Below are 20,600 nucleotides of genomic sequence, written 5' to 3' on the forward strand. Positions count from 1 at the left end.
AACACGCTGGACCTGAATCGCGTCCAGGCTGAGGCCGATACGCGCAACGCGGCTTCTGCCCGCGTGCTGGAGAAGCTCGGCTTCGTGCGTGAGGGGACGTTGCGGGAAGACTGTGTTGTCAACGGCGAGGTCTCTGACTCGTGGGTCTACGGGCTGCTCAGGCGGGAGTGGCGGCCGTCGTCCGAGCCGGCTCCCGCCCGCTGAATCCCATCGCCCGGCACCTGGTATCGACGCCCCGAACCACTGATCACTGCGCCTCATCCAAACTCAACGACGAACCGGATAAAAGCTCACATCTCGCCCTCTCAGAACCGGGGACGAGCCGACGACCGGCAGCATGACGCGGACCCTGCTGAACATCTGCGCCGCCTGTCCAGCACGACGGCGGCACCCATGCCTGCCGCCGCACCGCCGCCCGACTACCGCACGACTGCTGACGTCATCGGCGGCTGTCGCTCTCCTTGCCGGGGCGCAAGGCCTCGGCGCTCGCCCTGGTGCGCACCTCAGCAGCAGCAGTAAGGGCTGCGTGCACGACTCGGCGGGCGCCGAAGGTGCCCTTGCCGACACGGATTGTCGGGGGCCGGGCCCGGTGCCCGCCATGAAGCCGCCGAGGACGCCGGGCCGTTGCTGGAAGCGTTCGAGCCGGTTGAGGACGGGGTCCTTCCTTGGCCCGATCTGTCGCGGAGCGCCCAAGCCGGCTCAGGGGATTATTGACATCCTCCCCCTCTTAAATGAGGGGGATTCCAACCGAGGTGGGTTGGGGTTCACGGACGCTCGACCGTTGTTTGGGCGGTGTCGTCCCTCCGGCACCGGCTGATTGCCGGGGGCGGGGTATCCCGCCCTGTCCTGCCGCGATGTTGGTTGCTGCGTTGGTGTCCGCGTTGCAGGTGAAGCCGCACAGGGAGCAGACGAACTCGGCTTGGCTCTTGCGCGAGTTCTTGTCGATCCATCCGCAGGCGCTGCATCGCAGGCTGGTGTAGGGGGCGGGGACGTCTTCGACCCGGCCGGGGGCCTTGTGTTCGGTGCGCTGGCGCAGCAGGCCCCAGCCCTGGGCGAGGATGGCCCGGTTCAGGCCGGCTTTCTGCCTGACCTGCTTGCCGGGCTGCTCGGTGTTTCCGCCGGCCGAGCGGGTCATGTTCTTGATGTTCAGCTTCTCGAACCGCACCAGGCGGTAGGTGCGGGCCAGCATCGTGCTGGTCTTCTCGCACCAGTCCTTGCGCCGGTCGGCTTCACGCGCTTTGAGCCTGGCCACCTTGGCGTACGCGGCAGTCTTCCGCTCACTTTTGGGGGCGCGTGCGGCACGCCGCTGGTGTTTACGGACCTGCGCGCGTTCCTTCACGGTGAGCTGCGGGCAGTTCAGCTTTTGCCCGTCGGACAGGGCGGCCGTGATGGTCACGCCCCGGTCGATACCGATGACCTCGCCCCTGCCGGGTGCGGCGACCGGTGCGGGGACGACCGCGAAGGCGATGTGCCAGCGGCCGTTGCGCAAGGTGACGCGGAACGTCTTCGCGGCGGGTAGTTCGGGCCGGGTGAGCCGGAAGCGGACCCAGCCGCAGCCGGGCACCTTGACCTGAGCCCACCGGCGGTTGAGCTGGTGCACCACCACGGACCGGCCCATGACCTGCCTGCCGGTCTTCGCGTTGAGCTTCGGCGAGCCGTCCTCGGCCAACTCCGCCACCCGGTCGGTGCCGATGACGCGGAATCCCTCGTGCCGGTACTTCTTACGCCAGGTCGGCTCACCGAACCCGGACGTGAAGCGGGCGTTCTTGGCCTTAGCGAAATCCTTCAGCGCCTGCTGCTGAACATCCGCATTCCCGCTGCCGAGCCACTCATTGGCGCGCCGGGCCTCAGTGAGCTGCCGGCACTGCTCAGCGAAACCCGGCGCCGGCCTGCGGCCCGGATACCAGTGCGCATGCTGCTCGACCGCCAGGTTCCACACGTACCGGGCGTGCGCGCAGTGCAGCAGCATCTGCCGCTCCTGCCGCGGCGTCGGGTACATACGGAAACGTGACATTCCGTCACGGTAATGGCTCAATAACGCCATAACAGCGGAATGCTCAAATTCACGCTTCGCATCCCCAAAGAACTCCACGCCCGGCTCACCGCTCAAGCGGCCGCCGACCGGCGGCCCCTCAACGCCGAGATCCTGCACCTGCCCGAGATCGCCCTCCACCCCGTCAGGGCGACGACGAATCGCCCCGACGGCGATTCCTCTACCCCTGCCCCGCTCCGCAGGGGCTCGCATTCACCCCCGGCCCGAAGGCCGGGGCACCCTGCAAGGAAACGAGGTGGTTGTTTCGGTCCGGGTGCCCAATATGATGTGGGATCCGATCGCGGCCCTGGAGCAACCACCTCGTCGGGGGCCTCAGCGTGGGGGTGGAGTGACGTCAGCAGGCAGCAGTGACCATCCGCCTGGCCAAGGCCGTGACGAGCGCCTCTCCGGTCCGTTTCCGCCACCGTTACGTCCGCCGGACTCGTCCGGCCGCAACTGGTCCGCGGTGGCCGACGAGGTCACCGACGCCACCCGGCTGCTGAGCGCGGGCACGTACGTCGATCCCGGCTTCCGGGACGCGGTCGTCCAGGAGCTCCACGTACATCAGGAGCGCGTCATCGCCCCGTCCGTCGGCTTTGACGCCGTCACGGTCCTGTGGCACGCGTTGCGCGCACGACGCCTGCAGACCCTCTGGGCGGCGGCAACCGCGGTCCTGTGGGTGGCCGGCCTTCTGCTGGGCGGCGTCTTCTTCGCGCTTTTCACCGTCCCCGCCGCCGTGCTCCTCCTCGCATCGGCTCTCGCCGGGCCGGCACCCGGGAAGGACCGTGGCCGTCTCGGGAGCCCAGCCCGCCGGACCGGCCGGATACGACGGGTCCTCGCTACGGCGATGAACGTCGTCGGCGGCCTGCTGTTCGCCGGTTACGCCGCAGTGGCGCTGGCGAAAGTTGCCGTCGACCCAGGAGGCAACGGCGTTCCCGCCTGGTTCGCCCTCGCCGTCCCGATCGCCATGGCCGTTTGCGCCGCGGGGTACCAGGCGCAGGTGTCCCGGATCATCGGTGAGGATCTGGGGCCTGCTTCGTTTCGTCCAGTCGGCGTCAGCGGGCTGGAGGGGCACCCGTGGATGCAGGTGCCGGGACGAGACATCCGGCGTGAACAGCACTCGCCGCTGATCGTCTACCACCCGGATTCTCCCTTCCTCGGCTTCGGCGCCCCCCATCGGCCCTGGGTCGTGGCAGTCGGACTGGTCCGCAGGCGTCCGGGCCGGCCGTATGCCGAGGACGAGTTCGACGACCGGATGGTCATGGACCAGGTCCGCGCGCAGGTCGAGCAGCTGCGTGAGCCGGACGGGGGCCGTGCGGGAACGAAACGGAACGTCCTGCGGAGACTGGCGGTCGACGACTGCGTGTTTCTGCCCGTGACCGGGTTGCCGCACCGCACCGCCGCACCGTACGCCTGGCAGGACTTCCCAGTGCACCGGGACGCCGCCCTCGCCGAGAGTGGCACCCGAAGGCGGCACTACCTGCGTGTCCAACTGGACTCAGGGGGCGGCGAGAGCGTCCTCACCGTGTTCGTCCGCGCGTATGCGCAGCGCGGTGTGCTGACGCTCGAATGCGTGCCGTGCGTGCTGCCCCCTGTCCGGTCGGCGTTTCGCGAGGTGGACCGGATCACCAGCACGCGGCGGGGTGAAGCCGCGGTCGTCAAGGCGCTCCGGGCGATGGGGCAGACGCCGGCTTTCGCGGCACGATCGGTGGTCGATCTGGTCCGCCGGACCGCGGCCGCGTTCCGGGAGTGGACCGCAGGCCACGGTTCGGCACCGGCTGACGGACCGCACGTTTCGGTACGGGAGCTGGGCAGCGGCGAGAGCGCGTCGCTGTTCCAGGAGATCGACGTCGAGGGCTCGCTGGCGGCCATCCGAGACCGCGTGCTGGGTGGTGTGACCCAGGCTCTGCGTGAACAGGGTTACGAGACGGACGAGTTCCAAGACGCGCTGGGCAACCTCGCCCGCGGAGCGGTCTTCCTCGGCGGTCCGATGACCGGCCAAGCCATGGCCACCGGTGCAGGGAGCACCGCGACTCCGCTGGCAGCCGGCCCCCGCTCCCCCGGCCCGACGACGAATCCCGACGACGACAGCTGGGAGAGCGACTGAGCCCATGGGAGACATCGCCAAGGGAGTTCTGGTAGGGGCATGGGGTCTTCTCGTCGGCTGGATCCTGCCGACGACGATCAACCTCGCCATCCTGGGTTTCACCGTCTTCCCCAGCGTCGACGACGAGTTCGGCGTAGCCCGGCTGCGGCCCGCCACACCCCACGGGGCCACACTGCTGCTGGTCCTGGCCGTGCTGTTCGGGCTGATCCTGTACGCGCTGCAGAACCCCCTCTACCGCATCCTGGAGGGCTACCTCCTGTGGCCCCCTGCGGCTTACGGCCGGCGATGCAGGCACCATCAGAAGGCGCGTACCGCCCTCGACGACCGGCTGACGCTGCTGCGCCTCGAACGGCAGTCTCGCGCCGGAACGTTGCGCGAACCGGAAGCACGGACTCTGGCGCGGTTGAGCGGCAGCCCGCACCTGACCCGTTGGCGCGAGGCCGACCGGCGGCGCAGCCTGACCCAGCGCGCTCTCCTTCAGGAGCAGCTGGCCCGCTATCCCGTCGACACGGACCAGATCGCCCCCACCCGGCTGGGCAACGCCATCCGCCGGTTCGAGGAGTACGGCCACGACCGCTACCGCCTCGACACCCAACTGTTGTGGAACGAGCTACAGGCGACCGCCCCGGACCAGGCCTGCCGCCAGGTTGATGCCGCCCGCACCAGCGTGGACTTCTTCGTAGCCCTGCTGTACGGGCACGCGGTCCTCGTCGTCCTCGCGTTGGCCGCGCTGACCGCTCCCGATGCCGCCCCCATCCGGCTCCTGCCGACGGCGGCGGCCGTCACCGTGCTGATCCCGGTCTGGTACCGCTCTGCGGTCGTGGCCACCGACGAATGGGCGACCGCCGTCCGTGCCCTGGTGAACGTCGGCCGCGGCCCTCTCGCCCACTCCCTCGGCTTCGCTCTCCCCAAGGGCCTCGCCGACGAACGGGCCATGTGGACGATGGTCTCGAAGTTCACCCGCATCCCCTACGACGACCCCGCCGTCGCCGTGGACCGGTTTCGCAGACAACTGGAGCCGCCCTCCGCGCCGCCCGCCAGTCCTCCCGGGCCGGGCCCCGCGGACTGACAATCGGCCCTCCTGGTCACAGGTCGTGCAGGCGCTGCCCCCGACCGCAACCGGTCGCCGCTTACCCGGCCAGCCGCTCCGACCGGACGTCGAACAACCACCGGACGGCCGCTGCCGCCTGCTGTCCCTGGTCGTCACGCCAGGTCAGCGGGCGGACTGCACCCAGTTCAAGGTGGTCCTGGAGAAGATCCGAGTACCCAGCCCCTGCCAGGGTCGGCTCAACAACCAACCCACAGTGCCTATTAGGCCTACAGCAACGGCCCCATCCGGGAGTACCTGCGCAGGAGGGGCATTCGCCACACCATCCCGGAGAAGACCGACAGCCAGGCTGCCCGCCTGCGCAAAGGTTCGCGCGGCGGACGGCCACCCGGGTTCGACGAAGATCGCTACAAGAAGCGCAACACCATCGAACGAGCGATCAATCGCCTGAAACAGTTCAGGGCGATCGCCACTCGCCATGACAAGCGAGCCCGAGTTCACGCTCGCCCAGGGAGGCGAAGAAGCGCTCGACGTCGGCGTCGGTGACCTCGGCGAGGGTTGCCGGGGACCAGTGCGGGTCGCGGTCCTTGTCGATGATCTGGGCCCGGACACCCTCCACCAGGTCGGGGGCGGACAGCGCCGCGCAGGAGACGCGGTACTCCTGGTCCAGAACGCGCTCCAGCGAACCGAGCCGCCGGGCGCGGCGCAGGGCGGCCAGCGTGACCTTCACCGCGGTGGGCGAGTTGCCGAGGAGGATCTCCGCCGTCTCCTTCGCCGCCGGGTCGCCGACCGCGAGCAGTCGCTGGACGATCTCCTCGACCGTGTCGGCCGTGTAGCAGGCGTCGATCCACTCCCGCCGCTCCGCCAGCTCACCCCGGGGCGCCGGCTGCGCATGGCGGGCCAGAGCCTCTCGCACGGGAAGGTCCGCGAGGTCCGAAACGAACTGCCGGAGCGACGGGGACGGCAGGTAGTGGTCGGCGAGTCCGCACAGCAGAGCGTCGCCGGCACCGACCGAGGCACCCGTCAGGGCGAGGTGCGTACCCAGTTCGCCCGGGGCGAGGGCGAGCAGATGGGTGCCGCCGATGTCGGGGACGAAGCCGATGCCGGTCTCGGGCATGGCGACGCGTGAGCGCTCGGTGACGACCCGGACGCTGCCGTGCGCGGAAATACCGACGCCGCCGCCCATGACGATGCCGTCCATGACCGCGACGTACGGCTTGGGGTAGCGGGCGATACGGGCGTTGAGGTGGTACTCGTCGCGCCAGAAAGCGGCGGACGCGGTGCCGTCCCCGTCGCGCGCGTCGTCGTGGACGACGCGGATGTCGCCACCCGCGCACAGTCCGCGTTCGCCGGCGCCGGTGATGACGACGGTCTCGACGGCCGGGTCGTGTTCCCAGGCGGTGAGCGCCCGGTCGATCCGGCGCACCATTTCGTGGTTCAGGGCGTTCAGCGCCCTCGGCCGGTTCAGAGTGAGATGAGCGGCCCGTCCGTCGGTGTGCAGCAGGACGGATTCCTCGGCTCCGGGTGCCTCGGTGCCGTTCATCCGAGAGCCTCCGTCAGGCCGCGGGCCACGGTGACGCGCATGATCTCGTTCGTTCCTTCCGGGGGTCTTTCGGATTCGCCGGTCACGACGATCTTCCCGATACCGTACTCACCGAGGACCGTGGCCCCTGTACGGGTGCGGAGTGCGGTACGCCACCGGATACCCCGGATCGGCGGCGAGCCGCTTCATCGGGACGCTCGGCCGAACGGCCTGTCCCGTCAGACTTCCTCTGCTGGTCCTTCTTCCCCCGGCCGCAACACGTACAGCTGAGGCAGGTTGACCACGATCGCCTCCTGGGTGCTGCGGGCGATCACGACGACGGCCTCTTCGGCGGGGTCCGGGTTCTCCTCGCGGTGCGGCACGAACGGGGGTACGAAGATGTAGTCACCGGGTGAGGTGCGCAGGCGTACTTCCTCGGGCTGCGCCCCCGTGTCGTCCAGGAAGACGAACTCCGGGTGTCCGCTCACCACATAGATCGCGGTCTCGGACGCTCCGTGATGGTGGTCCGAGGAGGCGGTGGAGGGGGCGACGTGGGTCTGGCCCATCCACAGCTTCTCGGAGCCGACGGTGGTGCCGCTGACAGCGGCGAATCTGCGCATGCCTCCGGTCTGCGCCGTGTCGCCGTCGAGGGCGTCGGCGCGGACGTGGTGCAGGCGGGTACGCAGGGGTCGTACGGACTCCCCTGCGCCGTCCGGGAGATGGGGGTGGAAACCTTCGCCGGGGGTCGTCAACGGCTCGCTCATGGACGGGGACGCTAGAGCGGCCCGGAAAAGGATGTCAAGAGGTGTCCATTGCGCTTCACCTGCGGCAATGTTCCCGCAATGTAAGTGGGGAACCCGTGGAAGCCCTGTCGGCGCACACCGTGTCGGGCATCATGGGCGCATGCATATCTCCGCGAAGGCGGACTACGCCACCCGGGCCCTTCTGGAGCTCGCCCGCGAACCTGCCCGCCCGCTCACGTGCGAGGCCATGGCCTCGTCGCAGCAGGTCCCGTTCCGGTTCCTGAAGTCCGTGGTGGGCGAGTTGCGCCGATCCGGCCTGGTGCGCAGCCAGCGAGGCTGCGAGGGCGGGTACTGGCTCGGAAGGCCCGCCGACGAGATCACCCTGCTGGACGTCGTACGCGCCGTGGACGGCGAATTGATCACCTTGCGGGGCGAGTCGCTATCCGGGCTCGACTACCCGGGTCCCGCGTCCGGACTGCCGGGGGTGTGGCGCCGTATCGAGGCGGACGCGGCGGCCGTTCTGGGCGGGACGACCCTGGCCACGCTGCTGCCCGCCGAGGTGGGCGAGCCGCTGAACCGCAAGGGAGCCGCGTGACACGCCCGCCGGACCGGCCTGCGGTGGAGGCGGAGGTGGAGGTGGTGGAGTACACCGACCCGCTGTGTCCCTGGGCCTGGGGATCGGAGCCGGTGTTCCGCCGGCTCCGGGCCGCGCTGGCGGGCCGGGTCACCTGGCGCCGCGCGTACTGCGTTCTCTTCGACCACGACGACGACCCGCCGCCCGACCCGGCGGCGGAGACCGCCTGGTACGCACGCTACGTCGAGGACATCAGCGGCCACACACGGGCGCCCCGGGCGCTACGGCTGAGCCGGGTCGCGGCGAGTTCCTGGCCGTCCTCGCTGGTAGCCAAGGCCGCCGAGCGGCAGGGCGACGAGGTGTCCGGGCGCGTACTGCGGCGGCTGCGGGAGAGCGTGTTCGTGCTCGGTGAACCGGCGGACACACGTGCGCTGGCGGAGGCGGCGGTACGGGGCGTGCCCGGCCTGGACGGTGAACTGCTGGCCGCCGACGCGGCCTCGGCGTCCGTGCTGGAGGCGGTGCGCGCCGACCGTGCCGAGGCGCGCCGGCCGGTCCCCGGGGTGCTGTCGGTGCGCGGCGGGTCGCCGCATCCCGGCGCAGCCAAGGAGACCGCCGACGGCGGGTACCGCTATGCGCTGCCGACCCTGCTGGTCCGCACTCCCGCGGGGTCTCGCGTGGTGCCCGGCTGGCGGCCGTACGAGGAGTACGCGTCGGCGATCGAGGAGTTGAGCCCCGGACTGCTCACGGAACCCCTGAGGCCGGCCCCCTCGGACGCCCTCGCGCGCTACCGGAGCCTGACCGACCCGGAGCGCGAGCTTCTGACCGACGGTCCGTGGCCTCCCTCGGGTGCCGTGCGCGTCGAGACCGGCAACGGCCCCGTGTGGCTGCACCCGGAGGAGGCCGCCACGCACCCGGCCCGCGGCCGCGGCGCTCCTGCCGCACCCTGACGGGCTTCTGATCAGTGGTCAGGGCGCGGGCGGGCGGGTGCCGCGAGCCCGGGAACCTTCCGTGAGGAACCTTCCGTGACAGGCGACTGATCGGCAACAGGGCAACGGCCGGTGGCCGCGATGCTCCCTGCCGTCCCCTGCCCATGCTCTGATCAGTGGTCAGGTTCCGTCCCGCCCAATGAGACACCAATTGGTGTCCATTGACAGCCGCCGAGAACCGGCCCCAGGATGTGCACCATGCTCACGACGCACCCCGGCGTGGTGTGCCGCTACGTGGACCTGCGGCGCACCTGCAGCGCTCTCTGTCGCTGACCGCCCGCACACCGCGGCCACCAGGCGCCTGACGCCCGTCCCGCCGGCACCGGCCACGCGCCGCTTCGCCGCCCGGCCCCCGTCGTCACGCGCCGCCCTCTCGGCGTTTCGTCGCCTCCGCTCCCCTCTCCTCCTGGCTCTCCCCGCGATCCGCCGACGCCTCCTGCCCTGAGCGCGGCATGCCCACGTGCGCACCGAAGCCCACGCACGCATGCCTGTTCCCGGGTTGCGCGGCGTCCGTCGGCGGGGCGTGCCGCCCTTGCTCCCCTTCCGCTGCCCCGGCGCGGGCGGGAGCCTTCGCAGAAAGAAAAACCGATGCCCGGACGCCTCACTCTCCGCAACCCCGCAGCCACCTTCCGTTCCGGCCGGCGGTCCGGCCGACTGCGCGCCGCCGCCCTGGGGACCGCACTTGCCACCGTGCTGGTCCCCGGGCTCAGCGCCTGCGGCGGCCAGGCGGCGTCGGCCGCCGGCAGTGCCGCCGCACTCAAGTGGACCTCCTCCTACTTCCCCGCCCACTGGGACCCGGTGGTCGGCGGCAGCGGCGCCCAGTTCCGTGAACTCGCCCTGGTGTACGCCTCGTTGACGCGCACGGACGAGGACGGAAAGGCCGTCCCGGACCTGGCCAAGAGCTGGGAGTACAACACCAGGGGTGATGTGATCACCTTCCACCTGCGCCCGCATCTGAAGTTCAGCGACGGTGCGCCGGTCGACGCCGCCGCCGTGAAGGCCGCCATCGAACGGGCCCAGAAGCAGAAGAACTCCGCCCTTTTCGGCGACCTGACCTCCATCAAGTCGGTGGACGCCCAGGGCCTGGACGCGGTGATCCACCTCAGCCAGGTCGACTACCAGATCCCCCAACTGCTGGGCGAGCGCGTCCTGCAGATCGCCAGCCCCAAGGCGGCGGCCTCCCCCGAGAAGCTGGACCAGAGTCCGGTCGGCGCCGGTCCGTTCACCGTCACCCAGCTCGTCCCGGGCACCAAGGCGGTCCTGAAGAAGAACCCGGACTACTGGGACGCCAAGAACATCCACATCGACACCGTCGAACTGACCTCCGCCCCCGACGCGTCCACCGTCGTCTCCGGCCTGCAGACCGGCGTCTACAACTTCGCCGACATAACCCCCAGTCAGGCCGACGCCGCCAAGAAGGCCGGACTCGACGTCTTCGTGCAGCCCGGCTTCAACGCCTCCAACCTCAGTCTCAACACCAACAAGGCGCCCTTCGACAACGACAAGGTCGTCGACGCGTTCCGCTACGCGATCAACCGTCAGGAGTTCGTCGACAAACTGACCTTCGGCTACGGCTCGGTGACCAACCAGCCCTTCCCCAAGGGCTACGTCGCCTTCGACCCGCAGTCGGCCGACGCCTACCCCTACGACCCGGCGAAGGCGAAGAAGCTGCTGGGCGAGGCCGGTTACAAGCCGGGCGCGCTCAAACTCAGTCTCGTCATCCCGGCCGAGGATCCCCAGGCCGAGATCGTCCAGGCGCAGTTGGCGAAGGTCGGCATCACCGTCACCATCAAGATCGACAAGAACTGGGCCACGCCGTTCTTCGCCAAGAACCTGACGTTCTCGCTGTACGGCACCACAGGGCGTGACTCCGCGGCGCAGACCCTCACGGCGCACTTCGGCCCGAACGGCCCGCTCAACCTCAGCTCGCCCTATGAGCCGACCGGTTTCGAGGCCGCCATCGCCAAGGTCCGGCAGACCCCGCTGGACTCGCCCGACTACCCGAAGGTCCTCCAGGCGGCGACCCGGGCCGGACTGAAGAGCAAGGCGCTGGTGTTCACGTACTCCTCGCCCAACCTCATCGCCAAGAGCAAGTCCATCTCCGCGCTGCCGAAGAACCCGGCCCACATCGACTGGACCGGCGTGACCATCGACGGCTCCAACTGACACTCCGTCCATCACAGAGAGGGGGCAACCCATGACGACGACGGAGGCACCGGCCCCGCCCGACGTCCGTGTCCCGGCCACCACGGCCAGGACACGGCACACCCTGGGCCGCGTCCTGGCCACTCTCGCCCGGTCGGTCGCGATCTTCGTACCCGTCTTCCTGGTCGCGACGTTCGTGACGTTCGCGCTGCGGTCCCTGAGCGGGCTCAGCCCGGCGCGCATCCAGCTGGGCGAGGAAGCGACTCCCGAAGCGGTCGCCCGCGTCGAGGCCCACTGGGGCCTGAACCGGCCGTTCCTCGTGCAGTACGCGGACTGGTTCGGCGGTGTCCTGCACGGACAGCTCGGCGCGAGCTGGACCAACGGCGCCGACATCTCCACCCTCATCGGCCTCGGCCTGGGCGTGAGCCTGTCGGTGGCGACCTTCGCGCTGCTCATCGGGGTGGTCGCGGGCTTCGCCCTCGGCACGGTGGCGGCCCTGCGGCGCACCACCTGGGCCGACCGCGCGATCACGGGCTTCGTCACGGTGATCTCGGTCATGCCGGCCTTCGTCGTCGGCATCGTCCTGGTCGCGGTCTTCGCGGTGGGACTGCACCTGTTCCCGTCCGCCGGGTACGTTCCGGCGGAGCAGGGGTTCGGTCCGTGGCTCGCCCACATCACCCTGCCCGCCGTCGCGCTGAGCTTCGACGTCGTCGCCGATGTCGCCCGGCAACTGCGCGGCAGCCTCATCGGGGCCTACCGCGAGAACTACGTGACGGGCGCCGTGGTCCGCGGGCTGAGTCCGCGCAGGATCTTCTTCGGCCATGTACTGCGCAACGGCCTCGGGCCCGCGCTCGCCACACTCGGCCTGAAGTTCCCCGCGCTGGTCGGTGCCTCCGTCGTCACGGAATGGATCTTCGGGCTCCAGGGCTTCGGACGGTTCGCCAACGACTCCGCCCAGGCCGGCGACGTACCGGCCGTGCAGGGCGTCCTCGTGGTGTCGATCGTCCTGGTCGTCGCCTTCAACCTGCTGGTCAACCTGGTGCTGGCGCGCGTCACGCCGACCGCGCAGCGGGGGGTGTGACCATGGTGCGCCGCGTCCTCTCCCTCGCCACCGGGCGGATCGCCCTGGCCGTCCTCACCGTCATCGCCGTGCTCGCCCTGTTCGGGCCGCTGCTCGCTCCGCAGAATCCCCTGGCCACCGGCGACCACCCGCTCGCCGCCGCCTCCGGCGCCCACTGGCTGGGGACCGACTATCTCGGCCGCGATGTGCTGAGCCGGCTCCTCGACGGCTCCCGTGTCAGCGTCCTCGGCTCGCTGGAGGTCGCGTTCACGGCCCTGGCCATCGGCGCCGTCCCCGGCATCCTGTCCGTCCACCTCGGCCGGGTCTTCGAATGGGTCACCCTCCGGCTCGCCGACACACTGGTCGCCCTGCCGTTCCTGCTGTTCGCCGTCGCCGTCATCGCGCTGCTCGGCAACGGCCTCTCCCAGGCGATGCTGGTCACCGGCGCGTTGGTGTCTCCGCTGTTCTACCGCGTGGCCCGCGCGGCCACCCTGGCCGTGGCCCGCTCGCCGTACGTGGAGGCCGCCATCGTCTCGGGCGCCTCCATCGGCTGGGTCGTACGCCGTCACGTCTGGGCCAAGGTGCTCCCGCCGATCGCGGTCGCGCTCGCCCAGACCGTCGGCGTCGGCTTCGTGATCGTGTCGAGCCTGACCTTCCTCGGGATCGGCGTCCAGCCTCCCGCACCCACCTGGGGCGGTCTGCTCGCCTCGGATCTCGGTTACCTCAGCCACCAGCCGTGGGCACCGCTCGCCCCCGCCCTGCTGATCATGGTCACCGTCTGGGCCTGCAACCTCCTCGCCGACGCGATACGCGATGTCTCCGGCGAGGCGGGTCGCGCGCTGGTCAACACCCGCAAGGCCCGTGCCAACCGCCGCCGCGAGGCCGACCCCGCTCCTGCTCCCGCTGGAGGTGTGCGATGACCACCCTGTCCGAGAAGATCCTCACCGAGGCCGAGTCCGAGATCGAGTCCGAGGCCGAGTCCCAGGCCGAGATCGAGGAGAGCACCGAGCCCGGTCCCGGGCACCCGGCCGAACAGCCGTCCCCGGTACTGGCCGTGCGCGATGTGCGCATCAGTGACCGGGCCGGTGACCGGGAGATCGTCCACGGCGTGAGTTTCACGCTCACACCCGGCAGCGCCGTCGGCATCGTCGGCGAATCCGGCAGCGGAAAGACCCTCACCTGCCGTGCCGCGCTGGGCATCCTGCCCGCCCACTTCGAGATCACCGGCGGCTCGGTCGAGATCGACGGCAACGACATCGCCGGCCTGTCCCCCACGCGGTGGACGGACCTGCGGGGCGCCACGATCAGCGCGGTCTTCCAGGATCCGGCGTCCTATCTCAACCCCTCGATCCGGGTGGGGGCCCAGATCGCCGAAGTACTCCGGGTCAAGAAGGGACTGAAGCGGCGCGCTGCACACCGCCGCGCGATCGAACTGCTGCGGGTGGTCCACCTGCGGGACCCGGAACTCGTCCACGCCCAGTACCCCCACGAGCTGTCCGGCGGCATGCTCCAACGGGTCCTCATCGCCGTGGCCATCGCCGCGGGCCCGCGGATCCTCATCGCCGACGAGGCCACCACCGCGCTCGACGTCACCGTCCAGGCCGAGATCCTCGACCTGCTGGCCGACCTGCGCGAGCGGACCGGACTGGCCCTCGTCGTGGTCTCCCACGACCTGGCCGTCGTCGCCCAGCTGTGCGACGAGGTCCTGGTCATGCGCCGGGGCGAGGTGGTCGAACAGGGCCCGACCAGGGACGTACTCCACCATCCGCGGCACGAGTACACCCGGCTGCTGATCGCCGAACACGAGCAGTACGGCCTGGAGAAGTTCCTCGCACCCGCGCCCGAGGAGGACGCATGAGCACCGGTCCGGCGCCCAAGGCCACCACCCCCGGGGAACCGGCAAAACCCGTCCTGGAGGTCAAGGACCTCCAAGTGCACTACGGAACGCCTCGGCGACGCCGACCCGCCCTGCGCGGCGTCTCCCTCAGCGTCGCGCCGGGCGAAACCGTCGGCATCATCGGCGAGACGGGTTCGGGCAAGTCCACCTTCGCTCGGGCCGCGCTCGGCCTGGTGCGCGCTTCGGCGGGATCCGTCGTCGTCGACGGTGAGGACGTCAGCGCGTACGGGGCACGCCAGTGGCGCGCTCTACGCCGCCGCGGTGTGATCCAGTACGTCTTCCAGGACCCGCTGCGCAGTCTCGACCCGGACCTCACCATCGAGGCTTCCCTGGCCGAACCGCTGCTCGTCCGGGGCGATTCCCGTGAGGAGGCGGCGCGCCGGGTCCGTGCGTTCCTCGCCCGGGTCCACCTGTCCGAGGACCTGCTCGACCGGCTGCCCGGTGAGCTCTCCGGCGGGCAGCGCCAACGCGTCGCGGTGGCACGGGCGTTGGTCACCGAACCCCGGCTGGTCATCCTCGACGAGCCGGTCAGCGCCCTGGACTCCGCCAACCGCGTCCAGATCCTGCGGATTCTGGAGGAACTCCGCGACGACGGTGTGGCGCTCGTCTTCATCTCCCACGACCTCGGTTCCGTCGCCGGGATCGCCGACCGCATCGCCGTGCTGTACCAGGGCGAACTGGTCGAGGTCGGCGCCGCAGGCGATGTCATCGGCCGGCCCCGGCACCCGTACACCCGCCTGCTGGTCCGTTCCGCGCCCACGCTGCACTCCGCCCCGGCCGACCGGGCCGAACGCGCGGCTCTGCGGGCCCTCTTGAACGCCTGAACGCCCGACCCCCACGAGAGACAGGAAGAAAAGCCATGCCCCGCACGATCCATCTCGCCCTGCACCCCTACGGCGTCGGCGGTCCCGGCCAGCACGGTCTGTGGAAGGACCCGCGCGTAGCGAAGAACGCGAGCATCGACATCGACTACTACATCCGACTGGCCAAGGCAGCCGAACACGCCCTCTTCGACGCGCTGTTCATCGTCGACAGCCAGTTCATCAACGCCACCTACCCGGCGCACTACCTCAACCGCCTCGAACCACTGACCCTGTTGTCCGCGGTCGCCACCCACACCAAGCACATCGGCCTGGTCGGCACGGCGAGTTCGACCTACAACTCGCCGTTCAACCTGGCCCGCCGGTTCGCCTCCCTGGACCACATCAGCGGCGGCCGGGCCGGCTGGAACGTCGTCACCAGCTTCGACACCGGCACCTCCCGGAACTTCGGGCTCGACGAGCACCTCGACTACACCGCCCGGTACGGCCGCGCCCTGGAGTTCGTCCGGGTCGCCCGGGGCCTGTGGGACTCCTACGAGGACGACGCCTTCCCGGCCGACGTGGCCCGGGGCGTCTTCCTCGACCCGGCCAAGCTGCACGCGCTCGACCACGAGGGCGAGCACTTCAAGGTGGCGGGACCGCTCAACCTCTCCCGTTCCCCGCAGGGCCAGCCGGTGATCTTCCAGGCCGGGGTCTCCGAGGAGGGACGCGACCTGGCCGCGCAGGTCGCCGAGGGCATCTACGCGCCGGGCGGCACCCTGCAGCAGGCGCAGGAGTACTACACGGACATCAAGAAGCGCACCGCTTCCTACGGCCGGAACCCCGAGCACATCAAGATCTTCATCCACGGGAGTCCGGTCGTCGCCGCCACCGACGAGGCGGCTCGGCGGCGCGAGCGGGAGATCTTCGAGGAGGACAACGACTTCGACCGCAACCTCGCCCTGCTCGGCCGTTCCTTCGGCGCCTACGACTTCAGCGTGCACGACCTGGACGCGCCGTTCCCCGACGTCGCGCACCTCGCCGAGAAGGGCGGCCGCACCGGCGCGGCGGCCCTCATCGAGCGGGCCCGGACGGAGAACCTGACGCTGCGTCAAGTCGCGGAGTCCGTCAATCAGTTCCGCAGTTCACCCTTCGTCGGGGCACCTCGGACCGTCGCCGACACCATCGAGAAGTGGTTCGACGCCGGCACCTTCGACGGCATCAACCTGGCCTTCCGTACCGAGGACGAGCTGAACCTCTTCGTCGACGGCGTCGTCCCGATCCTCCAGAAGCGCGGGCTGTTCCGCACCGAGTACACGGCCGACACCCTGCGCGGCAACCTCGGCCTGCCCCTCCCGGCCAATCGCCACACCCGCGAACCCCAGCTCGTGAACGACTGAGTCCATCGCCGCGACCGTCCGAGCACGCCTTCGCACCCTCAGGCCCCGCACGCCGGCCGGCCCGGCACCGATGCCGGCCGGCCCGGCGGCCCGACACCGAAAGGCCTTCACCTCATGACGAGCGAGCGACCGCGCTTCAGGCTCGGCTTCCTCACCCATGTCCAGGGACGTGACCAGGACATCGCCCGCACCTACCGCAACGCGCAGGAGCTGTTCGTCGTCGCGGACGAACTCGGCTTCGACGTCGGCTGGGTCGCCCAGCACCATGTCGCCCTCGGAGGCGGCGGACTCTCCTCGCCGTGGACCTTCCTCGCCCACGCGGCGGCGCGGACCAAGCGGATCCGGCTCGGCACCGCCGTCACCGTCCTGCCGCTGGAGGACCCGGTCCGCCTCGCCGAGGACGTCGCCACCGTCGACGCGCTCAGCGGCGGCCGCGTCGAGATCGGCGTGGGCAGCGGAACGAGCGGTCTGGAGTACGCCGCGTTCGGCAAGGACGCCGCCCGCAAGAGGGAACTGACCAGCGAGAACCTCGACGTCCTGCGCCGGGCGCTCGCCCAGGCCGAGGTGGGCGCGCCCGGCTTCCGCATCCAGCCGCGGTCCGGCGACTTCACCCAGCGCGTCTGGCAGGGCGTGTTCAGCGCGGAAGGGGCCGCGTACGCCGCGAAACGCGGTTCGCATCTCCTGCTCAACCGGGCCGCCTACGGCTACGACGCCCCCACCGACGAGGTGCAGCGCCCCTGGGCCGACGCCTTCCTCGCCGCCTGGGACCGGCCGCACCGCCCGCGCATCGGCCTGTCCCGCTTCGTCTTCCCGGCCAAGGACCGGCGCACGGCGCTCCGCGCGATCGGCGACGACGTGCACCGGGCGGCACTGCGCATGGCCGAGAGCGGAGCGTTTCCGAAGGGCCTCGGCCCGGACGAGGCGCTGCGCCGCTTCCACGCCTTCTACGGCCATCCCGACGACATCGTCGCAGCCCTGGGCCGCGAGAAGGTCCTGCCCGTCGCGACCGACCTGATCACCCAGTTCAACCCCGCCGTCCCCGACCACGACGCCTCCGTCCGTGCCCTTGAACTCATCGCGACCGAGGTGGCACCAGCTCTGGGCTGGAGGCCCGCGCACACGGACGAGCCCGCATCCGCAGGAGTATGAGATGACCCAGTACAGCGACCACCACGGGCCCGAAGGGCTCCTCGTCCGCGGCACGGTTCTCGTGGTGCCCGGTCGCGGCGAGACCCGGGCGACCTACGCGCGCTTCGGCGGACGGCTCGCCGCCGACGCCTACCGCGTCCGGGTGATCGACCCCCCGGCCCTCGACGCCGAGGACCCGACCGCGTCCCTGACCGATCTGGCGGCCCGGCTCGCCGAGGCCGTGGAGGGCACCTCCTCGAAGGACGGTGGCGTGCGGCCTGTCGTCCTCGTCGGGGCGGACTCGGGGGCCGTCGCGCTCGCCGCGCTCCTCGGCGGGGCCCAGGCTCCGACCGCCTGGTGGCCGGACGCCCTCGTCCTCGCCGGCCTTCCCGGCCCGTCCGCGGAGACCGGCGAGGACGTCGAGACGTGGGACGACGAGCTCGACGTCCGCACCTCGTGCCCCACTCATCGGGGCAACCTCACCCAGGACCCCCAGGTACGGCGAGGGTCACTCAACGACGCGATACCGGAATTCGTGCTCGGCGCGGCCTACGACAGCGAGACACCCGTCCCGACCCTGCTGCTCGTCGGCGACTCCGATCCGCTCGCCGACGACGAGGCGCTCGCCCGCCTGGCCAAGTCGCTGCCCCTGGCCCGCCTTTCGGTCGTGCGCGGCGCCCACCACGACGTCCTCAACGACCTCCAGCACCGCTCGGCGGCGGCCGAGATCATCACCTTCCTCGAAGCGCTGCGGGGTGGTGACCCGCGGCCGCTGATCACCGTGCGCTCGAGCGCCTGGTGAGGGCTCGCGGTGCGGGCTCGGCGGGTGAACTCTCCCGCCGAGCCCGCACCGCCGCTCGCCGCACACCCGCTTCACGTAACCGAATCCCGACCCGGAAGGTCCGCCATGGCCACGATCGTGTCCGTCTCCGGAAGCCCCTCCCCCACCTCCCGCACCACGCGTCTCCTGCGTCACCTGGACGACCGGCTCCGCCTCCAGGGCCATGAGGTGATTCCGCTGGAGGTACGTGCACTTCCCGCCCACGCGCTGCTCGGGGCCGACTTCCAGCACCCCGCGATCGTCGAGGCCGCCGCCCTGATCGAGGGGGCGGACGGAGTGGTGATCGGCACACCCGTGTACAAGGCCGCCTACTCGGGCCTGTTGAAGTCGCTGCTCGACCTGCTCCCGCAGTACGCGCTGGCCGGCAAGACCGTACTGCCCCTCGCCACCGGCGGCAGCACGGCCCATGTCCTCGCCATCGACTACGCGTTGCGTCCGGTGCTCACTTCCATGGGCGCGTCGCACATCGTGCCCGGCTGGTTCACCCTCGACAAGGATGTCACCGCCGGCGAGGACGGCACGGCCGTGATCGCGCCCGCCGCGGCCCAGGCGCTGGAGCAGGTGACGGACCACTTCTCCGCCGCGCTGGGAGGCCGCACGGCCGCCCTCGCCTCGACCGGCTGAACGGGACCGCCGGCATCGCCCCGCACCGTGGATGTCAGTCCCCGATGCCGGCATGGAGCCATGAAATACATGGTGCTGATGTACTCCGATCCCGCGGCGACCGAAGCGATGACAGCGGAGCAGCGGGCCGAGGTGTTCCGTCGGCATGAAGCCCTCCACAAGGATCTGGAGGGCTCGGGCGAGTTGCTGAACGGAGCGGGGCCGGCCCATACGCGGGACACCACGACTCTGCGATGGAGCGAGGAAGGACCGGCCGCGGCCGCCGGGCCGTTCGTGGAAGCCGCCGAACACCTCACCGCCTACTACGTGATCGAGTGCGCGACCCCCGAGTACGCGCGCGCCGTCGCCGAGCGCGTACTCGACTTCCACGTGGTGGCGGTCGAGGTGCGGCCGATCCACGACGTGTTCGGCATGGGAGACGTCTGATCACACGCTTCGAACGCCGGGTTCCTCGAACCGGAGCAATCGCTGGGCAGCGAGCTCGGAACGGGTCAGTTCGAGCAGTCGTCCGATCCAGTTTCGCCCTCGGCCGTCGGGCACGTCCCGCCAGAAAGGTGAGTCCGAGAAACCGGTGTAGCTGATCCTGGCATCCTCTGTGGACACGAGGACCTGGGCGAGTGCGGGGTGCTGCGTGAACTTCGCGCAAAGGAGACCTGCCATGACCGCGAGGCGAACCTCCGGCCAGTCGGTCCTGTGCTTCACCTGACCGCCCAGGTCATGTGCCTCCCGGCCGGAGGCCGCGTCCCGGATTCTCCTTCTGTCGGCGTCGTCCGCCGCTGCCCATGCCCAATACCCGTGCAGAACGGACGCGTAGCATTCGCCGGCGAACACGATCTGCGCCGGGAAGTCGTTGCGGAGCATGAACAGACCCGGTTCCTCGGGCCAGCCCTGGGGGTAGACGGTCTCGTGGGAGATGAGAGCCGGTCGGCCAGGTTCTGAAGGATCGTCGGAATGCTGGGCGGCTCGCCGCTCTCCCTCGCTCTGGACTCTCTCATCTCCGGCGTTGAAGTAGTCCAGGACGTCCTGATGCATCTCCGCTGTCACGACCGGGCCATCGCCGTCGACGGGCTCACCGATGTCCGTGAGCAGGATCCGCAAGGGCCGGTCCTGACGGTCCATGTCTCCGAGGACATAGATCCGAAGATGCGGTGGCACCGCCAGATATGCCGCTCGGAGAAGTGCCCGGCTGGACTCGGCCGGCTCCTGCTGAAAGCGTCGAATCGCATCGCGGCAACGTTGCCCGGCAGTCGGCCGCTCGTTGAGCTCTTCGATGCGGTCGGAGACTTCCAGAAGAAATCCCTCTGGTGTGAGCGGTTCGCCGCGACGGGAGGCCCACTTCGAGGGCTCGTCTGGAAGCGGCGGAGTCTCAGGCCTGGTCACCGCCAGTCGGCCCGTCGCCAGCATTCTCCCGAGGCCGGCCAGGTCTGTGCGTTCTCCGCAGGTGATCGCCCCGTCCGCGAAGACGATCAGGTCGGCGACGTAGTAATCACCATCTGCTCGATACCGCCGCCAGACGTGGCACCAGGCCCCGTCGATCCTCTCTCCGTCCACCATCCGATAGGTCGGTCCCCGCCAAGTCATGGGCGCACGCTATCGCCTGTCCTCCGCGAGGGGTGCGCGCGGGTGCTCATGTGACGGCCCCGTGCCCGGAGTCCCGGGCACGGGGTTCACGGCTCGCTGCTCCGGCCGTCTC

General features: G+C 70.4%; 20 protein-coding genes. 16 read left to right on the forward strand and 4 right to left on the reverse strand.

Annotation, left to right across the window (positions count from 1 at the left end):
- On the forward strand, positions 1–204 hold a 204-nt coding region (locus N4G66_RS21480), incomplete at its 5' end, for a GNAT family N-acetyltransferase (RefSeq protein ID WP_261705772.1).
- Positions 205–727: 523 nt separating this feature from the next.
- Here N4G66_RS21480 and N4G66_RS21485 read toward each other — a convergent pair.
- The gene (locus N4G66_RS21485; protein WP_261705773.1) at positions 728–2,173 is read right to left on the reverse strand and encodes an RNA-guided endonuclease InsQ/TnpB family protein; all 1,446 of its coding nucleotides are present in this window, start codon (positions 2,171–2,173) and stop codon (positions 728–730) included.
- Between N4G66_RS21485 and N4G66_RS21490 the strand changes: the two genes are divergently transcribed.
- The 3 genes from N4G66_RS21490 to N4G66_RS21500 all read left to right on the forward strand — a co-directional run bounded on the left by N4G66_RS21490 (position 2,054) and on the right by N4G66_RS21500 (position 5,208).
- Positions 2,054–2,404 (forward strand): type II toxin-antitoxin system HicB family antitoxin, encoded by a 351-nt coding sequence (locus N4G66_RS21490; protein ID WP_261705774.1) that lies wholly within the window; start codon positions 2,054–2,056, stop codon positions 2,402–2,404. The genes N4G66_RS21485 and N4G66_RS21490 overlap by 120 nt on opposite strands.
- 94 nt (positions 2,405–2,498) lie before the next feature.
- On the forward strand, positions 2,499–4,139 hold the full coding sequence (locus N4G66_RS21495) for a hypothetical protein (protein WP_261705775.1): 1,641 nt from the start codon (positions 2,499–2,501) through the stop codon (positions 4,137–4,139).
- Positions 4,140–4,143: 4 nt separating this feature from the next.
- Entirely contained in the window at positions 4,144–5,208 is a 1,065-nt protein-coding gene (locus N4G66_RS21500) for a hypothetical protein (RefSeq protein ID WP_261705776.1), read from the forward strand.
- 436 nt (positions 5,209–5,644) lie between these two features.
- Here the strand turns inward: N4G66_RS21500 and N4G66_RS21505 are convergent, their stop codons facing one another.
- Both N4G66_RS21505 and N4G66_RS21510 read right to left on the reverse strand, forming a co-directional pair.
- A complete protein-coding gene (locus N4G66_RS21505; RefSeq protein ID WP_261705777.1) occupies positions 5,645–6,730 on the reverse strand; it encodes an enoyl-CoA hydratase/isomerase family protein in 1,086 nt (361 codons plus the stop codon).
- 218 nt (positions 6,731–6,948) lie between these two features.
- Complete coding sequence (locus N4G66_RS21510; protein ID WP_261705778.1) at positions 6,949–7,473, reverse strand: cupin domain-containing protein; 525 nt, start codon at positions 7,471–7,473, stop codon at positions 6,949–6,951.
- A 139-nt stretch (positions 7,474–7,612) separates the two neighbouring features.
- On the opposite strand from N4G66_RS21510, the gene N4G66_RS21515 reads away from it, so the two are divergent.
- The 12 genes from N4G66_RS21515 (at position 7,613) to N4G66_RS21570 (ending at position 19,333) form a co-directional block, all read left to right on the forward strand.
- A complete protein-coding gene (locus N4G66_RS21515; RefSeq protein WP_261705779.1) occupies positions 7,613–8,047 on the forward strand; it encodes an RrF2 family transcriptional regulator in 435 nt (144 codons plus the stop codon).
- Positions 8,044–8,973, forward strand: coding sequence for a DsbA family oxidoreductase (locus N4G66_RS21520; RefSeq protein ID WP_261705780.1), 930 nt, complete (start codon positions 8,044–8,046; stop codon positions 8,971–8,973). The genes N4G66_RS21515 and N4G66_RS21520 overlap by 4 nt, the downstream gene beginning before the upstream one ends.
- A 627-nt stretch (positions 8,974–9,600) precedes the next feature.
- Complete coding sequence (locus N4G66_RS21525; RefSeq protein WP_261705781.1) at positions 9,601–11,178, forward strand: ABC transporter substrate-binding protein; 1,578 nt, start codon at positions 9,601–9,603, stop codon at positions 11,176–11,178.
- Between the two features lie 31 nt (positions 11,179–11,209).
- Positions 11,210–12,238 (forward strand): ABC transporter permease, encoded by a 1,029-nt coding sequence (locus N4G66_RS21530; protein ID WP_261705782.1) that lies wholly within the window; start codon positions 11,210–11,212, stop codon positions 12,236–12,238.
- A 2-nt stretch (positions 12,239–12,240) separates the two neighbouring features.
- Complete coding sequence (locus N4G66_RS21535; RefSeq protein WP_261705783.1) at positions 12,241–13,137, forward strand: ABC transporter permease; 897 nt, start codon at positions 12,241–12,243, stop codon at positions 13,135–13,137.
- The gene (locus N4G66_RS21540) at positions 13,134–14,075 is read left to right on the forward strand and encodes an ABC transporter ATP-binding protein (protein ID WP_261705784.1); all 942 of its coding nucleotides are present in this window, start codon (positions 13,134–13,136) and stop codon (positions 14,073–14,075) included. The genes N4G66_RS21535 and N4G66_RS21540 overlap by 4 nt, the downstream gene beginning before the upstream one ends.
- Complete coding sequence (locus N4G66_RS21545; RefSeq protein ID WP_261705785.1) at positions 14,072–14,938, forward strand: ABC transporter ATP-binding protein; 867 nt, start codon at positions 14,072–14,074, stop codon at positions 14,936–14,938. The genes N4G66_RS21540 and N4G66_RS21545 overlap by 4 nt, the downstream gene beginning before the upstream one ends.
- A 35-nt stretch (positions 14,939–14,973) precedes the next feature.
- Positions 14,974–16,314 carry an LLM class flavin-dependent oxidoreductase gene (locus N4G66_RS21550; protein WP_261705786.1) on the forward strand — a complete coding sequence of 447 codons (1,341 nt, stop codon included), beginning with the start codon at positions 14,974–14,976 and terminating at the stop codon, positions 16,312–16,314.
- 114 nt (positions 16,315–16,428) lie between these two features.
- Positions 16,429–17,463: an LLM class flavin-dependent oxidoreductase gene (locus N4G66_RS21555; protein WP_261705787.1), complete on the forward strand. Its 1,035-nt coding sequence runs from the start codon at positions 16,429–16,431 to the stop codon at positions 17,461–17,463.
- 1 nt (position 17,464) lies between these two features.
- A complete protein-coding gene (locus N4G66_RS21560) occupies positions 17,465–18,244 on the forward strand; it encodes an alpha/beta hydrolase (protein WP_261705788.1) in 780 nt (259 codons plus the stop codon).
- A gap of 105 nt (positions 18,245–18,349) precedes the next feature.
- On the forward strand, positions 18,350–18,907 hold the full coding sequence (gene ssuE / locus N4G66_RS21565; RefSeq protein ID WP_261705789.1) for an NADPH-dependent FMN reductase: 558 nt from the start codon (positions 18,350–18,352) through the stop codon (positions 18,905–18,907).
- Between the two features lie 60 nt (positions 18,908–18,967).
- A complete protein-coding gene (locus N4G66_RS21570) occupies positions 18,968–19,333 on the forward strand; it encodes a YciI family protein (protein ID WP_261705790.1) in 366 nt (121 codons plus the stop codon).
- Here N4G66_RS21570 and N4G66_RS21575 read toward each other — a convergent pair whose 3' ends face one another.
- Entirely contained in the window at positions 19,334–20,488 is a 1,155-nt protein-coding gene (locus N4G66_RS21575) for an NADAR family protein (RefSeq protein WP_261705791.1), read from the reverse strand.
- Positions 20,489–20,600: the final 112 nt, after the last annotated feature.

This window comes from Streptomyces rhizosphaerihabitans, from assembly GCF_025399795.1.
Taxonomy (GTDB): domain Bacteria; phylum Actinomycetota; class Actinomycetes; order Streptomycetales; family Streptomycetaceae; genus Streptomyces; species Streptomyces rhizosphaerihabitans.

Coding starts and splice junctions, on each gene's coding strand:
- N4G66_RS21490 (WP_261705774.1), top strand. CDS start 2,054: ATGCTCAAATTCACGCTTCGCATCCCCAAAGAACTCCACGCCCGGCTC.
- N4G66_RS21500 (WP_261705776.1), top strand. CDS start 4,144: ATGGGAGACATCGCCAAGGGAGTTCTGGTAGGGGCATGGGGTCTTCTC.
- N4G66_RS21505 (WP_261705777.1), bottom strand. CDS start 6,730: ATGAACGGCACCGAGGCACCCGGAGCCGAGGAATCCGTCCTGCTGCAC.
- N4G66_RS21510 (WP_261705778.1), bottom strand. CDS start 7,473: ATGAGCGAGCCGTTGACGACCCCCGGCGAAGGTTTCCACCCCCATCTC.
- N4G66_RS21515 (WP_261705779.1), top strand. CDS start 7,613: ATGCATATCTCCGCGAAGGCGGACTACGCCACCCGGGCCCTTCTGGAG.
- N4G66_RS21525 (WP_261705781.1), top strand. CDS start 9,601: ATGCCCGGACGCCTCACTCTCCGCAACCCCGCAGCCACCTTCCGTTCC.
- N4G66_RS21530 (WP_261705782.1), top strand. CDS start 11,210: ATGACGACGACGGAGGCACCGGCCCCGCCCGACGTCCGTGTCCCGGCC.
- N4G66_RS21535 (WP_261705783.1), top strand. CDS start 12,241: ATGGTGCGCCGCGTCCTCTCCCTCGCCACCGGGCGGATCGCCCTGGCC.
- N4G66_RS21540 (WP_261705784.1), top strand. CDS start 13,134: ATGACCACCCTGTCCGAGAAGATCCTCACCGAGGCCGAGTCCGAGATC.
- N4G66_RS21545 (WP_261705785.1), top strand. CDS start 14,072: ATGAGCACCGGTCCGGCGCCCAAGGCCACCACCCCCGGGGAACCGGCA.
- N4G66_RS21550 (WP_261705786.1), top strand. CDS start 14,974: ATGCCCCGCACGATCCATCTCGCCCTGCACCCCTACGGCGTCGGCGGT.
- N4G66_RS21555 (WP_261705787.1), top strand. CDS start 16,429: ATGACGAGCGAGCGACCGCGCTTCAGGCTCGGCTTCCTCACCCATGTC.
- N4G66_RS21560 (WP_261705788.1), top strand. CDS start 17,465: ATGACCCAGTACAGCGACCACCACGGGCCCGAAGGGCTCCTCGTCCGC.
- ssuE (WP_261705789.1), top strand. CDS start 18,350: ATGGCCACGATCGTGTCCGTCTCCGGAAGCCCCTCCCCCACCTCCCGC.
- N4G66_RS21570 (WP_261705790.1), top strand. CDS start 18,968: ATGAAATACATGGTGCTGATGTACTCCGATCCCGCGGCGACCGAAGCG.
- N4G66_RS21575 (WP_261705791.1), bottom strand. CDS start 20,488: ATGACTTGGCGGGGACCGACCTATCGGATGGTGGACGGAGAGAGGATC.